Below are 13,406 nucleotides of genomic sequence, written 5' to 3'. Positions count from 1 at the left end.
GCCTCGGATCTTGCCAGACTAGCCGCGGTTCCAGTTGTCCGGGTTCGGCCGCTGAACAAAGTGGTTCAAAAAAGAAAAATTTGGAGCATTAACGCATGAAGGCATTAGGCAAAAAGCTCGCTGGCAAGACTCTGCTCGCCATGTCCCTGATGGGAGTCATGGCGGCTGCGGCGCAGGCGGACGACAAGGTGTTGCACGTCTACAACTGGTCCGACTACATCGCCCCGGACACTGTGGCCAACTTCGAAAAAGCCACCGGGATCAAAGTCGTCTATGACGTCTTCGACAGCAACGAAACCCTGGAAGCCAAGCTGCTGGCCGGCAAATCCGGTTACGACATTGTGGTGCCTTCCAATAACTTCCTCGCCAAGCAGATCAAGGCCGGTGTTTACCAGGAGCTGGACAAGTCCAAGCTGCCAAACTGGAAGAACCTCGACGAAGACCTGCTCAAGGCTGTTGGCGATGCCAGCGACCCGGGCAACAAGCATGCCTTCCCGTACATGTGGGGTTCCATCGGCATCGGCTATAACCCGGCGAAGGTCAAGGCTGCGCTGGGCATCGACAAGATCGATTCCTGGGACGTGGTGTTCAAGCCTGAAAACATCGAGAAGCTCAAAAGCTGCGGCGTAAGCTTCCTCGACGCACCGACCGAAATGATTCCGGCGGCGTTGCACTATCTGGGCAAGCCGACCAACAGCAAGGACAAGGCTGACCTGAAAGCCGCCGAAGACCTGTTCCTGAAGATTCGTCCTTCGGTTGCCTACTTCCATTCCTCCAAGTACATCTCCGACCTGGCCAACGGCAACATCTGCGTCGCCGTCGGTTACTCGGGTGACCTGGAGCAATCCAAGACCCGCGCCCAGGAAGCCGGTGACAAGGTCAAACTGGCCTACACCATTCCAAAAGAAGGTGCTGGCACGTTCTACGACATGGTCGCCATTCCCAAGGATGCCGAAAACGTCGAAGCCGCCTACAAGTTCATGAACTACCTGCTTGAGCCGCAAGTGATGGCCGGCATCACCAACGCCGTGCGTTTCCCGAACGGCAACAAAGCTGCCACGCCACTGGTGGACAAGGACATCACCAGCGATCCGAGCATCTACCCGTCGGCTGAAGTGAAGAAGCAGCTCTACGCGATCAGCGATCTGGACGCAGCGACCCTGCGCCTGATCACTCGCAGCTGGACCAAGATCAAATCCGGTAAATAAGCCGGTTTGAAGCAACAACCACTGGCTGTCGTCTCCCGCGAAGGCGGCCAGTGGATCAATTAAATGACAGGAAGTTTTGCAGGAACGGTTTTTCGAGGGTAAGTTGCGCGCCGGTTTTGTTGCCGGGCAGCCACGGCTGTCATGCAGCGCGGGGCAACTTGGGCCCAACTAATTTAGAGGACCTCCACTTGCCTATTTTTTCTTCTTTGCGCAAAGCCCTGCTGGCCACTGCCGGCCTGACGATTGCTGTCGGAGCCCAGGCCGCCGGTACGGTGCATATTTATAACTGGTCCGATTACATCGGCGAATCGACGTTGGCCGACTTCCAAAAGGCAACCGGGATCAAACCGGTCTACGACGTCTTCGATTCCAACGAAACCCTGGAAGGCAAGTTGCTGGCCGGGCGTACCGGTTACGACGTGGTCGTGCCGTCGAACCACTTCCTCGGTAAGCAGATCAAGGCGGGCGCGTTCCAGAAGCTCGACAAGTCGCAGCTGCCGAATTATTCCAATCTCGACCCGGCGCTGCTCAAGCGTCTGGAACAGAACGATCCGGGCAACCTGTACGCCGTGCCGTACCTGTGGGGCACCAACGGCATCGGTTACAACGTCGATAAAGTGAAGGCCGTGCTGGGTGTCGACAAGATCGATTCGTGGGGCGTTTTGTTCGAGCCTGAGAACATCAAGAAGCTGCAAAGCTGTGGCGTGGCATTCCTCGATTCGGCGGATGAAATGATGCCGACCGTGCTCAACTATCTGGGCCTGAATGCCAATAGCACCAATCCGAAGGACTACGAAAAGGCCACCGCCAAGCTGCTCGCGGTGCGTCCTTACGTGACCTACTTCCACTCCTCGAAATACATCGGTGATCTGGCTAACGGCGACATCTGTGTAGCGATTGGTTTCTCCGGCGATATCTTCCAGGCGAAGAACCGCGCAGCGGAGGCCAAGAAAGGCGTGAACATCGCCTACGCGGTGCCGAAAGAGGGCGGCGCGTTGTGGTTCGACATGCTTGCGATTCCGAAGGACTCGTCCAACGTCAAAGAAGCCCACGCCTTCATCAACTATTTGCTGAAACCTGAGGTGATCGCCCAGGTCAGTGATTACGTCGGTTATGCCAACCCCAATCCGGGTTCGGACAAGCTGATGGAACAATCCATCCGTACCGATGCGTCGGTGTATCCGCCGCAGGCCGTTATCGACAAGGCCTACGTATCGACCGAGTTGCCACCGAACATTCAGCGCCTGATGACCCGCAGCTGGACCAAGGTCAAGTCGGGGATGTAAGGCACACACTATCCTGGGTTCGCCTTGCGGGGCGAACTGCATTGTTTTTTTCTGGGAGTTTCGTAAATGGCAGTTGCCTCCGGCGCCTATAAGAAAGCCCTCGAGGGCGACCAGACACCGAAACAGGTGTTGGTCAAAATCGACCGGGTCACGAAGAAATTCGACGAGACGATTGCCGTGGACGATGTGTCCCTGGAAATCAAAAAGGGCGAGATCTTCGCCCTGCTCGGCGGTTCGGGATCGGGCAAATCCACTCTGCTGCGGATGCTGGCAGGGTTCGAACGGCCCACGGAGGGGCGCATTTTCCTCGACGGCGTCGACATCACCGACATGCCGCCGTACGAACGTCCGATCAACATGATGTTCCAGTCGTACGCCTTGTTCCCGCACATGACCGTGGCGCAGAACATCGCCTTCGGCCTCAAGCAGGACAAGATCCCGGCGGCTGAAGTCGACGCTCGCGTGGCCGAGATGCTCAAGCTGGTGCAGATGAGCCAGTACGCCAAGCGCAAGCCGCATCAACTGTCTGGCGGTCAGCGTCAGCGCGTGGCGCTGGCACGTTCGCTGGCCAAGCGGCCGAAGTTGCTGCTGCTCGACGAACCGATGGGCGCACTGGACAAGAAACTGCGTTCGCAGATGCAGCTGGAACTGGTGGAAATCATCGAGCGCGTCGGCGTGACTTGCGTGATGGTGACCCACGACCAGGAAGAGGCCATGACCATGGCCGAGCGCATCGCGATCATGCACTTGGGCTGGATCGCCCAGATCGGCAGCCCGATCGACATCTACGAAACCCCGACCAGCCGTCTGGTCTGCGAATTCATCGGCAACGTCAACATCTTTGAAGGCGAAGTGATCGACGACGCCGAAGGCCACGCGACCATCACCTGCAAGGACCTCGACCGGCAGATCTATGTCGGCCACGGCATCAGCACTTCGGTGCAGGACAAGTCGGTCACCTACGCGATTCGTCCGGAGAAGCTGCTGGTCACCGCCGATCAACCGACCTGCGAATACAACTGGTCGAGTGGCAAGGTGCACGACATCGCCTACCTCGGCGGACACTCGGTGTTCTACGTTGAATTGCCGAGCGGCAAACTGGTGCAGTCGTTTGTGGCCAACGCCGAACGTCGCGGCGCACGTCCGACCTGGGGCGATCAGGTTTACGTGTGGTGGGAAGACGACAGCGGCGTGGTACTTCGCTCATGAACATGCGCAAATTCAAACGCCGCATCAACCGAATAATCCCCAATGGCCGGCAGTTGGTCATCGGGGTTCCGTTCATCTGGCTGTTTCTGTTCTTCATGTTGCCGTTCTTCATCGTCCTGAAGATCAGCTTCGCCGAAGCCGACGTGGCCATCCCGCCGTACACCGAGATTTACACCTACGCCGAGCAGAAGCTGCAACTGCTGCTGAACCTGGGCAACTACGCGATGCTGGCGGGCGACGAGTTGTACATCGCCGCTTACCTCGGCTCGCTGAAGATGGCGCTGATCAGCACCATCCTTTGTCTGGTGATCGGCTACCCGATGGCCTACGCCATCGCCACCGCCCGTAAAGAGCTGCAAACGGTGCTGGTGCTGCTGATCATGATGCCGACCTGGACGGCGATCCTGATCCGCGTTTACGCGTGGATGGGCATTCTCAGCAACAACGGCCTGCTCAACGGTTTCCTGATGAGCATGGGCTTCATCGACGAGCCACTGCAGATCCTCAACACTAATCTTGCGGTGTACATCGGTGTCGTTTACTCGTACTTGCCGTTCATGATCCTGCCGCTGTACGCCAACCTGGTGAAGCACGACAACAGTCTGCTCGAAGCCGCATCGGACTTGGGTTCGAGCACTTTCAACAGTTTCTGGAAAATCACCATTCCGCTGTCCAAGAACGGCATCATTGCCGGCTGCATGCTGGTGTTCATCCCGGTGGTGGGTGAGTTCGTGATCCCGGAACTGCTCGGCGGTCCGGAAACCCTGATGATCGGTAAAGTGCTCTGGCAAGAGTTCTTCAACAACCGTGACTGGCCGGTGGCATCCGCGCTGGCAGTGGTGATGCTGGCGATCCTGATTGTGCCGATCATTCTGTTCAACCGCAGTCAGGCCAAAGAAATGGAGGGCAAAGAATGAAGCGCATCCGTTTCTCCAGCCTGATGCTGATCATCGGTCTGTTGTTCATCTACCTGCCGATGCTGATCTTGGTGATCTATTCGTTCAACGCCTCGAAACTGGTAACGGTGTGGGGCGGCTGGTCGATCAAGTGGTACGTCGGCCTGCTCGACAACACCCAACTGATGGGCTCGGTGCTGCGCTCGCTGGAAATCGCCTGCTACACCGCGGTTGCTGCGGTGGCGCTGGGCACGCTGGCGGCGTTCGTGCTGACGCGCATCACCCGTTTCAAGGGCCGCACGCTGTTCGGCGGCCTGGTGACAGCGCCGTTGGTGATGCCGGAAGTGATCACCGGTCTGTCGCTGTTGCTGCTGTTCGTGGCCATGGCGCAGATGATCGGCTGGCCGCAGGAGCGTGGCATCGTCACCATCTGGATCGCTCACACCACGTTCTGCGCGGCGTATGTGGCGGTGGTGGTGTCGGCGCGCCTGCGTGAGCTGGACCTGTCGATCGAAGAAGCGGCGATGGACCTCGGTGCGCGGCCGTGGAAGGTGTTCTTCCTGATCACCATCCCGATGATCGCGCCGTCGCTGGCGGCGGGCGGCATGATGTCGTTCGCGCTGTCGCTGGATGACCTGGTACTGGCGAGCTTCGTCTCCGGTCCGGGATCGACGACCCTGCCGATGGAAGTGTTCTCGGCGGTGCGTCTGGGCGTGAAGCCTGAGATCAACGCCGTGGCCAGTCTGATTTTGCTGGCGGTGTCGATCGTGACCTTCATGGTCTGGTTCTTCAGCCGCCGTGCCGAAGAAGCGCGCAAGAAAGCCATCCAGCAAGCCATCGAAGAAAGCGCAGCCGATTCGTGGAAGCAGCCGGACGTGCGTCGCGCACCAAGCCCGGAAGCCGCGTAAGCACTAATGGGTTGGCCTCATTCTCGAGGCCAACCCAATTCAAACTGTAGGAGTGAGCCTGCTCGCGATGGCGTCCTGTCAGTCAGGAAATTTCCAACTGACAGGACGCCATCGCGAGCAGGCTCACTCCTACATGGGTTTTACGCAGTCCAGGGAGATTGGCGGATGACTTCAACAAAGTTCATCGGCTTGAACCCCGGCTCCTGATCCCTCAGCACATCGGTCTTCACATTGCCGAACGTGGTCTGCGGACGATGGCGCAAACCATCGGCAAACGCGCAGATGATGCATTCCTTGAAACCCTCTCCACGCGGGTGCGCATGCACCACTGCCTCACGCTGCACGGTGCTGAAGGCTGCGTAATCCATCCCCAGCACATCCATCTCCACGCCTGCGGTGACCAGTGCCACGGTCGGGCGCAGATGCTTGGGCACGCCCGGCGTGGTGTGCAGGGCAATCGACAGCCAGACCTGTTCGATATCGTCATCGCTCAACCCGTACGGTTTGAGAAACGCCGCTGCCGCGTTGGCACCGTCGACTTCAAAACGCTCGTCATCACTGCGGTGGCCTTCGACCAAACCGAGGTCGTGGAACATTGCGCCGACGTAGAGCAACTCCGGATCGTAGGCCAATTGCTGGCGCTCGCCGCTCAATGCACCGAACAGAAATACCCGGCGCGAGTGGTGGTAGAGCAGATCGGACTCGATATCGCGGATGTACTCGGTGGTGGCCCGGGCGAGGGCGCTGTCGGGGATTTTGATGCCGGCGATGGTTGTGCTCATGGCAGGTTTCCTCACTGAAACGCCGTTGTGGCGCTGCTGGGGAAAGTCTGTTCCCGACGCTGAAAGGGGACAATCGATGCATGGCTGCGATCCTTGCCAATCGACCTGCAAATCGTGCCAAGCTAAAAGATCGCAGCCTTCGGCAGCTCCTACATGGGAACGCGGACACCTGTAGGAGCTGCCGAAGGCTGCGATCTTTTGCTCTTAAAGGGGGAATCCACAGCCATGAGCAAAACCGTCGCCATCGTCGTGTTTCCCGGCGTGCAGTCGCTGGATGTCAGCGGCCCGATGGATGTGTTCGCCGAGGCCAATCGCTTCCTGGCGCCCGAGGATCACTATCGGCTCGAAGTGATCGGCGTCGAACGTGGCCCGATGGCCTGCTCCAACGGTTTGAACCTGAATGCCCATTGGCATTTCAGCGAAGCCCTTGAGGCCTACGACCTGTTGCTGGTCGCTGGCGGCCCGCAACTGCCATTCATGGATTTTGGCGCGACGTTTGATGATTGGCTGCGCGGGGCGTGTTCACGGGCGCAGCGCTTCGGTTCGATCTGCAATGGTGCGTTCATGCTCGCTCGCGCGGGGTTGCTGGAGGGGCGCACCGTCACCACGCACTGGAACGACGCCGTCGCGTTGGCGCAGTTGTGCCCGACGACGCAGGTCGAAGCGGATCACTTGTACGTCGAGGACGGCACGCTCTATACCTCGGCGGGGGTGACGGCGGGGATCGATCTGTCGCTGTACCTGCTGGCGCGTGATCACGGTGCTGAAGTGGCGCTGAGCGTGGCCAAGCGCTTGGTGGTGTTTACTCAGCGCTCCGGTGGCCAGTCGCAGTTCAGTCCGTTCCTGACGCCGCACGCGGAGCCGACGTCGGCGGTGGCGTTGGTGCAGTTGTATGTGCTGGCCAATCTCACGGGCGATCTGACGATTGCCGATCTGGCCAATGCGGCGAACATGAGTGCGCGCAATTTCTCCCGAGTGTTTGCCCGGGAAACCAAAGTCACGCCGGCGGAGTTCGTCGAGCGGGCGCGGGTGGATGCGGCGCGGGTGATGCTGGAGAGCACGGCGGCGCCGTTGAAGACGGTGGCGTATCAGTGTGGGTTTCGCGATGCGCAGCATATGCGCGGGGTGTTCAACCGGCGGCTGGGGGTGACGCCGCAGCAGTTTCGGTTGAATTTTGCGGTGTTGCTTTGACCCTCACCCCAGCCCTCTCCCAGAGGGAGAGGGGGCCGATTGGGGGATATTGGGGAGATACGCCGACGTGATGTTGCTGTACCGAATCCATAATCGACTCGATCTCTCAGGTCGGTGCATAGCGAAAGACACCTCGGTCAGTCCCCTCTCCCCCCGGGAGAGGGTTAGGGTGAGGGGCTTTTAAGGCGCTGCCCGCGCCGGCAACAGCTTCAACGTACTGCGCGTATTCGCCGTCACCTCTTCGGCATTGAAATGCGCCTGCACATACATCCCGTCGACATACGCCTCAGCCTGATCGTCATAGTGGCTATCAAACGGCACACCGCTCTGACCGACCGGGTTGATCGTCAAGCCATGCGCCGGATCGGCAAAATCCACCAGCCGACGCGTCGACGGTCCGTAAGTCACCGGCCATGGCGCCGGGCCGATCTTCGCCGACAGATTGTTCGGCACTTCATGACTGCCCGGCGCCGCAAACGGCCCGACATTGAAAATCCTCTCCAGCGGCTTCTGCTGTCCCAGCGGATGGCCGTGAGTCAGCGTGTGCGCAGCGCCCCATTTCCACTCGGCAGAGTTATCGCCCAGGGTCAGCTTCAAGTGCTGCATGCTCGCCTGCCACGCCGCGCGGACGATATCGGCGCGGGTCTCCTTGTTCGGCGTGCTGCGGTTGTCCCACCACGGTGAATCGGCATTCGCCGCCAGTTTCGGCAGCGCCGCATCGATCACCCGCGTCGACAGCAATGTCTCGAAGAAGTCATTGCCCAACTCATCCCGCATTGCCGCATTGGCGAGGTCGTAGAGGAACTGGTTGAACACTGTCGCACTGACCGAATCCAGCGGATAGTCGCCTGGCCACTGCGCCAGTTGCTCGACCAGTTTCAACTGTGCCGGATCGCTGACCACCTCGCGCAGCACCGGCAGCAATGGCGCCAGCAAGCGCGGGCCGTAGCCGGTGGCGGTGCCCAGTTGCAGTTTCTGGTTGGCCTCGTTGGTCCACTTCACGCTCTTGTCGCTGAGCTGGCGATTGAGTTGCTGGCCGCGATCGGCGAGGTTGTAGTAACCGGGAATCTCCATGCCGGTCGGCGAGAGCGGCTGGAAGTTGGCCGAGACAATGTAGCCGCGCGCCGGGTTCTCTTCCTGCGGGTTGGCGCTGAACGGGTAGAAACCGTCCTTGTCGGCCTGATTGCTGCTGCCGTCGAGCATGAATTCCGGCCGCACCCCGGCCGGGCGCTTGGGTAGCAACGCCGAGGCCCACCAGGCGATATCGCCTTTGGCGTTGGCGTAAACCAGGTTCAGCCCCGGCGCCTGGACTTTTGCGGCAGCGGCGCGGGCCTTGGCCAGGGTGTCGGCACGGTTGAGCTGGTAGAAGCCTTCGAGGATCGGGTTCGGTGTTTCGAGGAAGGCCCACCACATCGCAATCGGTGTCTTCCCGGCAGCAGATCCCAGTGCATCGTTGACGATCGGCCCGTGGGGCGATTGACGCAGGGTGAGGATTACCGGTGTTTGGCCCTTCACATTGATCTGCTGTTGGGTGACGACCATGTCGGTCCACTGGCCGCGATACCAGACCTGATTCGGGTTATCCGGATTGACCTTCTCGGCGATCAGATCGAGATCGTCGTTCTGGAACATGGTCAGGCTCCAGCCGAAATCGAGGTTGTGCCCCAGAAAAGCAAACGGCACCAACGCCTGATGATGACCGTACAACTCGAAGCCCGGCGCCGACAGTTGCGCCTCGTACCACACCGACGGCACCGAGAAACGAATGTGCGGATCACCCGCCAGCAGCGGTTTGCCGCTCTGGCTGCGGCTGCCCGCGATGACCCAGGCGTTGCTGCCTTCGAACTGCGGCAGGCCATTGTCGATCAGCGCCTGTTCGCTGAGGCGGGCGAGGGCGTTGAGGTCTTTCCAGTCGCCAGCGGCCAGGGGTGGAGTCGATTTGCCGTGATCCTTGGCGAGGACGCCTTTTGGCTGCCAGTCGAGGTCGAAGACCTTGAGGTAATCGGCGCCGAGCTGATCGCGCACGTAGGTCAGCAGCGGCTCGGTGCGAAATGCGGCGGCAAAGCTGTAGGCCATGTAGCCGGCGACGCTGATGCTGTCTTCTGCCGTGAAAGGTCGTTTGGGGATGCCCAGCACGTCAAACTCGATCGGCGCGGCGTGGCTGTCCTGATATTGGTTGATGCCATCCAGATAGGCTTGCAGGCCCTTCCACGCCGGCGACTGTTTATCGAGACTGGCGACGTAACTGGCAGCGCGCTCACGGATGCGCAGGCTGCGGAACAGTTTGTCGGTGTCGAGCAGCTTCGGCCCGAGCACTTCGGCCAGTTCGCCCCGGGCGAGGCGGCGCATGCTCTCCATCTGGAACAGGCGATCCTGGGCATGCACGTAGCCGAGGGCGCGGTAGAGGTCGGTTTCGTTCTCGGCACGAATGTGCGGCACACCGCGCTCGTCGTAGCGTACGGTCACCGAACCTTGCAGGTTGCGCAGTTCGACCTGGCCCTGGCGCGTCGGTTGTTTGCTGTAGACATACCAGCCGACGCCGGCGAGCAGGACAACGATGAGCAAGCCAAGTACGGTGAACACGCGCTTCATGGTGACTCCTTGTGCAGGCGGGATTGCCGCCCGTCGGGCTGCAAACAATTAGCACAGACCTTCTGTGCCGTGCAGCGCTGTCCTTGAAAAGTCCGGAATGCCTTACTGCGCCTCCACCGGCCACGGGCAGTAGCAACCGACCGCCAGGGTGTGCGTGGCATTGACCGGGCGATCTTCTGTCAGGGCATTCAAAATCGGTTCGATAAAGCTGTTGCTGGAGTTGCAGGTCAGGCCTTCGCTGTACGGGCCGAAGTACGCCAGTTTGCCGCTGCGATCCCAGATCGCCACGGCCGGGCTGGCGGGCACCTGTTCGGAACCGGGCAGTATCGTGATGGTTTTCAGGCTGCTGAGGGTCGCGGGCAACTGCCCGTGGCTGCCAGTCTTTTGCACGGCGAAGAACTCAACGCCCTTGGCGCTGAACTGCTCGACCATCTCGGTCAGGTGTTGTTGATTGCCAACGTTGCACGGACAGGCCGGGTCCCAGAAGTGCACCAGGCGAATCTTGCCAGGGCCGGCGAGGTTGTCCGGCAGGCGCAGCGGATCACCGGAAAACACTGCCGTGTGTTCGCTGAAAGCACGCAGATAACGTCCCTGAAACCAGTCATACGCCGCCCACAGCACCCCGGCGCAAATCAGCGCGAGCAGGCTGGCAAACAGTGCGGTGCGGTAGGGCGAACGCATGGTTTTCGATCCTCGGAAGGTCGGCTAGCTTGCCATGTCTGTCACTACAGATGAATATCGCAGGCCGATAAAGTCTGTTTACCGCTTTGGAATTCCCGCATGCCTGCCACTTTCGATCCCGATCAAATCCGCGCCAGCCTCAAGCCTTTGGCCGAGTGGCAGCCGTTGTCGGACGAGGCCAAGGCTTATCAGCGGTTTTATAAAACCGATTTTCCCCATCGCGATGTCTGGCGTGGCATGGGCCGTTTCGAAGTCGATGGTTATGAACTGGTCAGCCATTGCTGGTGGCCGGAGAAGGTCAAGGCGACGCTGTTTCTGCTGCACGGCTACTACGATCACGTCGGGCTCTACCGGCATGTGATCGAGTGGGCGCTGGATCAGGATTTTGCCGTGATCGCCTGCGATTTGCCGGGCCATGGCCTGTCGAGCGGGCCGCGCGCGAGCATTCGCGATTTCTCTGAATACCAGGACACCCTGCAAGCGCTGTTCGCCGAAGCGCAGTCAATTTCCTTGCCGCAGCCGTGGCATCTGTGCGGACAAAGCACCGGCGGGGCGATTGTGGTCGATCACCTGCTCAACCATGGCGAAAACAGCCCGGCGCAAGGCCAGGTGATTTTGATGGCGCCGCTGGTTCGGCCGCGAGCTTGGGGCTGGTCGCAGCTGAGTTATTACCTGCTCAGACCTTTCGTCAGAGGTGTCGCGCGACGCTTCAGCGAGAACTCCAATGATCCGGATTTCCTGCCGTTTCTCCAGGCTGATCCGTTGCAGCCACGGCGCTTGCCGACGAAATGGGTGGGGGCGTTGTCGCGTTGGATCATTCGCGTCGAGCACGCGAAGAAAAGTCCGCGACGGCCGCTGATCATTCAGGGGCAGGCGGACATGACGGTCGACTGGCAGCACAATTTGCAGGTATTGAAATGGAAGTTTGATCGACCGCAGATCTTGCTGCTGGCCGAGGCGCGGCATCATCTGGCGAATGAGACGGTGGAGATGCGTGAGGAGTATTTCGAATTTCTCAGCAAGCGGATCAGGGGGCGGAATCTTTAGCGTCTGTGAAGGCCTCTTCGCGAGCAGGCTCGCTCCCACAGGGGATTGGGGATATTCACAAATTTTGTGTCCACAGAAAATCCAATGTGGGAGCGAGCTTGCTCGCGAAGGCGGCTTATCAGGCGCTGAAGATCATTGCCCGACCGCAAGTCCTGCGCGAATCGCTGCCAACGCCGCCTGGTAATACGCCTTACCCTCAGCCGACTCGGCAAACGTCGCGAACTCTTCGAGCTCTTCATCCGACAGATCGCGATAGACGTAAAGCAACGTGTTGTTCATGTCCGCGCCAATCTGATCCATCAAGCGCTGGCGCTGACCATTGAGCATGCCTTGCGCCTGACCGCCACCGAGCAGCCCCGGAATCATCGAACTCAAACTGTCCGCCGCCACGCCGGCAATCGCCAGGCTGACTTCGGCGCCGGCTTCACGGGCAGGCAAGGCTTGGGCGAGGTGGCCGATGATCAGCAGACGGCTGTCGCTGACCTGCATCTTCGGCAGGCCCTTGGCGTTTTTCGCCAGTTGATCGCGGCGAGTCGCGAGCAATTCAGCGGCGACGATTTTCTTGCCCAGTGGCGATTGAAAGAAAGTCAGCGCCGGTTTCGGGTCGGCGAGCTTCTGCCGCAGTTGCGCTTCGGCGCGTTGATCGACAGCCTGCGGGGCGAAGCGCTGATTGCTGTTATTCACCAATGCTTGAAACACCGCCGGCGGCAGGCTGTTCTGATAGCGCTGCTGTGCGGCCGTCAGGGCATCGTTGAAATGCGCACGTTGATCTGGCCAGCCGGCGACCTTGTACAACTGATCGTGGCCGTCCGCCCAGGCGGGCAAAACGCAGAACATCAACAGTGAAAAAAGCAAACGGCGCATAGGGACTCCTGTCAGCAGCGGACTATTCTCCGTGCGGTGCCGGTACTTGTCGAGAATTCGTAGCAAGCCGCCGCGTGGCTCTGTCGGATTTCTTGCCGCCGACATACTATGCGCGCCATGCAAATATCCTCTGAACACCCACTGCTGTTACGCATTGTCGATGACCTGGCCGACCACGGCTGGTCGCAGCAGAACATTTTCCTGCCCGCCGGTTTGACCCGCGAGCTGGCGGCCGAGTGCCGTAAACGTGAGGCCGAAGGTGAACTGGCGCCGGCGGCGGTGGGGCGTGGGCCGTTTTCGGAGATACGCGAGGGGATTCGTGGCGACCACATTCAGTGGATCGATCCCGGTCAGGCCGAGGCCAGCGACCGCTATCTGAACCTGATGGAGAGCCTGCGCGAGGCGCTCAACCGTGGCCTGTTTCTTGGTCTTGAGGACTTTGAGTGCCATTTCGCGCTGTATCCGCCGGGTGCGTTCTATCGCAAGCACGTCGACCGTTTTCGCGACGATGACAAGCGCATGGTCTCGGTGGTGGTCTACCTCAATGACGCCTGGCTGCCGGAGGATGGCGGTCAGTTACGCATGTACCTGAATGATGAGCGTGTGCATGACGTGCAGCCTACTGGCGGGTGTCTGGTGGTGTTTCTCTCTGGTGAGGTGCCTCATGAAGTGCTGCCGGCGCACCGCGAGCGCTTGTCGCTGACTGGCTGGTTTCGTCGCCGTGGCAACGAGCCGTTCTGAG

12 protein-coding genes are annotated in these 13,406 nt (G+C 60.0%); 8 read left to right on the top strand and 4 right to left on the bottom strand.

Annotation, left to right across the window (positions count from 1 at the left end; genetic code table 11):
- The first annotated feature begins 95 nt into the window (after positions 1–95).
- The 5 genes from HU718_RS29050 to HU718_RS29030 all read left to right on the top strand — a co-directional run bounded on the left by HU718_RS29050 (position 96) and on the right by HU718_RS29030 (position 5,507).
- The gene (locus HU718_RS29050; RefSeq protein ID WP_150706329.1) at positions 96–1,208 is read left to right on the top strand and encodes a polyamine ABC transporter substrate-binding protein; all 1,113 of its coding nucleotides are present in this window, start codon (positions 96–98) and stop codon (positions 1,206–1,208) included.
- Positions 1,209–1,396: 188 nt separating this feature from the next.
- Positions 1,397–2,494 carry a polyamine ABC transporter substrate-binding protein gene (locus HU718_RS29045; protein ID WP_150706330.1) on the top strand — a complete coding sequence of 366 codons (1,098 nt, stop codon included), beginning with the start codon at positions 1,397–1,399 and terminating at the stop codon, positions 2,492–2,494.
- Between the two features lie 66 nt (positions 2,495–2,560).
- Positions 2,561–3,703, top strand: coding sequence for an ABC transporter ATP-binding protein (locus tag HU718_RS29040; RefSeq protein ID WP_007913856.1), 1,143 nt, complete (start codon positions 2,561–2,563; stop codon positions 3,701–3,703).
- 35 nt (positions 3,704–3,738) lie between these two features.
- Positions 3,739–4,620, top strand: coding sequence for an ABC transporter permease subunit (locus tag HU718_RS29035; RefSeq protein ID WP_176091783.1), 882 nt, complete (start codon positions 3,739–3,741; stop codon positions 4,618–4,620).
- Entirely contained in the window at positions 4,617–5,507 is an 891-nt protein-coding gene (locus HU718_RS29030; RefSeq protein WP_186613413.1) for an ABC transporter permease subunit, read from the top strand. Before HU718_RS29035 ends, HU718_RS29030 begins: the two co-directional genes overlap by 4 nt.
- A gap of 140 nt (positions 5,508–5,647) precedes the next feature.
- On the opposite strand, the gene HU718_RS29025 is transcribed toward HU718_RS29030, so the two are convergent.
- Entirely contained in the window at positions 5,648–6,289 is a 642-nt protein-coding gene (locus HU718_RS29025) for an HD domain-containing protein (RefSeq protein WP_186616688.1), read from the bottom strand.
- Between the two features lie 225 nt (positions 6,290–6,514).
- Between HU718_RS29025 and HU718_RS29020 the strand changes: the two genes are divergently transcribed.
- Positions 6,515–7,480: a GlxA family transcriptional regulator gene (locus HU718_RS29020; RefSeq protein WP_186616687.1), complete on the top strand. Its 966-nt coding sequence runs from the start codon at positions 6,515–6,517 to the stop codon at positions 7,478–7,480.
- 180 nt (positions 7,481–7,660) lie between these two features.
- On the opposite strand, the gene HU718_RS29015 is transcribed toward HU718_RS29020, so the two are convergent.
- Both HU718_RS29015 and HU718_RS29010 read right to left on the bottom strand, forming a co-directional pair.
- Complete coding sequence (locus tag HU718_RS29015) at positions 7,661–10,072, bottom strand: penicillin acylase family protein (protein ID WP_186616686.1); 2,412 nt, start codon at positions 10,070–10,072, stop codon at positions 7,661–7,663.
- 102 nt (positions 10,073–10,174) lie between these two features.
- On the bottom strand, positions 10,175–10,753 hold the full coding sequence (locus HU718_RS29010; protein ID WP_186616685.1) for a DUF6436 domain-containing protein: 579 nt from the start codon (positions 10,751–10,753) through the stop codon (positions 10,175–10,177).
- Between the two features lie 99 nt (positions 10,754–10,852).
- Here HU718_RS29010 and bipL point away from each other — a divergent pair, with 99 nt between their 5' ends.
- Complete coding sequence (bipL, locus tag HU718_RS29005; RefSeq protein ID WP_186616684.1) at positions 10,853–11,800, top strand: phospholipase BipL; 948 nt, start codon at positions 10,853–10,855, stop codon at positions 11,798–11,800.
- A 132-nt stretch (positions 11,801–11,932) separates the two neighbouring features.
- Here bipL and HU718_RS29000 read toward each other — a convergent pair whose 3' ends face one another.
- On the bottom strand, positions 11,933–12,664 hold the full coding sequence (locus HU718_RS29000) for a DUF2059 domain-containing protein (protein WP_123593566.1): 732 nt from the start codon (positions 12,662–12,664) through the stop codon (positions 11,933–11,935).
- A gap of 108 nt (positions 12,665–12,772) precedes the next feature.
- On the opposite strand from HU718_RS29000, the gene HU718_RS28995 reads away from it, so the two are divergent.
- Positions 12,773–13,405 carry a 2OG-Fe(II) oxygenase gene (locus tag HU718_RS28995; protein ID WP_102901380.1) on the top strand — a complete coding sequence of 211 codons (633 nt, stop codon included), beginning with the start codon at positions 12,773–12,775 and terminating at the stop codon, positions 13,403–13,405.
- Position 13,406 lies beyond the last annotated feature (1 nt).

It is taken from the genome of Pseudomonas tensinigenes, assembly GCF_014268445.2.
Lineage (GTDB): Bacteria > Pseudomonadota > Gammaproteobacteria > Pseudomonadales > Pseudomonadaceae > Aquipseudomonas > Aquipseudomonas tensinigenes.
This window is presented reverse-complemented; position numbering and strand designations above follow the sequence as displayed.

Excerpts from the sequence above, each read along its gene's own strand:
- HU718_RS29040 (WP_007913856.1), top strand. The coding sequence starts at position 2,561 with ATGGCAGTTGCCTCCGGCGCCTATAAGAAAGCCCTCGAGGGCGACCAG.
- HU718_RS29010 (WP_186616685.1), bottom strand. The coding sequence starts at position 10,753 with ATGCGTTCGCCCTACCGCACCGCACTGTTTGCCAGCCTGCTCGCGCTG.
- HU718_RS29020 (WP_186616687.1), top strand. The coding sequence starts at position 6,515 with ATGAGCAAAACCGTCGCCATCGTCGTGTTTCCCGGCGTGCAGTCGCTG.
- HU718_RS29030 (WP_186613413.1), top strand. The coding sequence starts at position 4,617 with ATGAAGCGCATCCGTTTCTCCAGCCTGATGCTGATCATCGGTCTGTTG.
- HU718_RS29015 (WP_186616686.1), bottom strand. The coding sequence starts at position 10,072 with ATGAAGCGCGTGTTCACCGTACTTGGCTTGCTCATCGTTGTCCTGCTC.
- HU718_RS29000 (WP_123593566.1), bottom strand. The coding sequence starts at position 12,664 with ATGCGCCGTTTGCTTTTTTCACTGTTGATGTTCTGCGTTTTGCCCGCC.
- HU718_RS28995 (WP_102901380.1), top strand. The coding sequence starts at position 12,773 with ATGCGCGCCATGCAAATATCCTCTGAACACCCACTGCTGTTACGCATT.
- bipL (WP_186616684.1), top strand. The coding sequence starts at position 10,853 with ATGCCTGCCACTTTCGATCCCGATCAAATCCGCGCCAGCCTCAAGCCT.
- HU718_RS29050 (WP_150706329.1), top strand. The coding sequence starts at position 96 with ATGAAGGCATTAGGCAAAAAGCTCGCTGGCAAGACTCTGCTCGCCATG.
- HU718_RS29025 (WP_186616688.1), bottom strand. The coding sequence starts at position 6,289 with ATGAGCACAACCATCGCCGGCATCAAAATCCCCGACAGCGCCCTCGCC.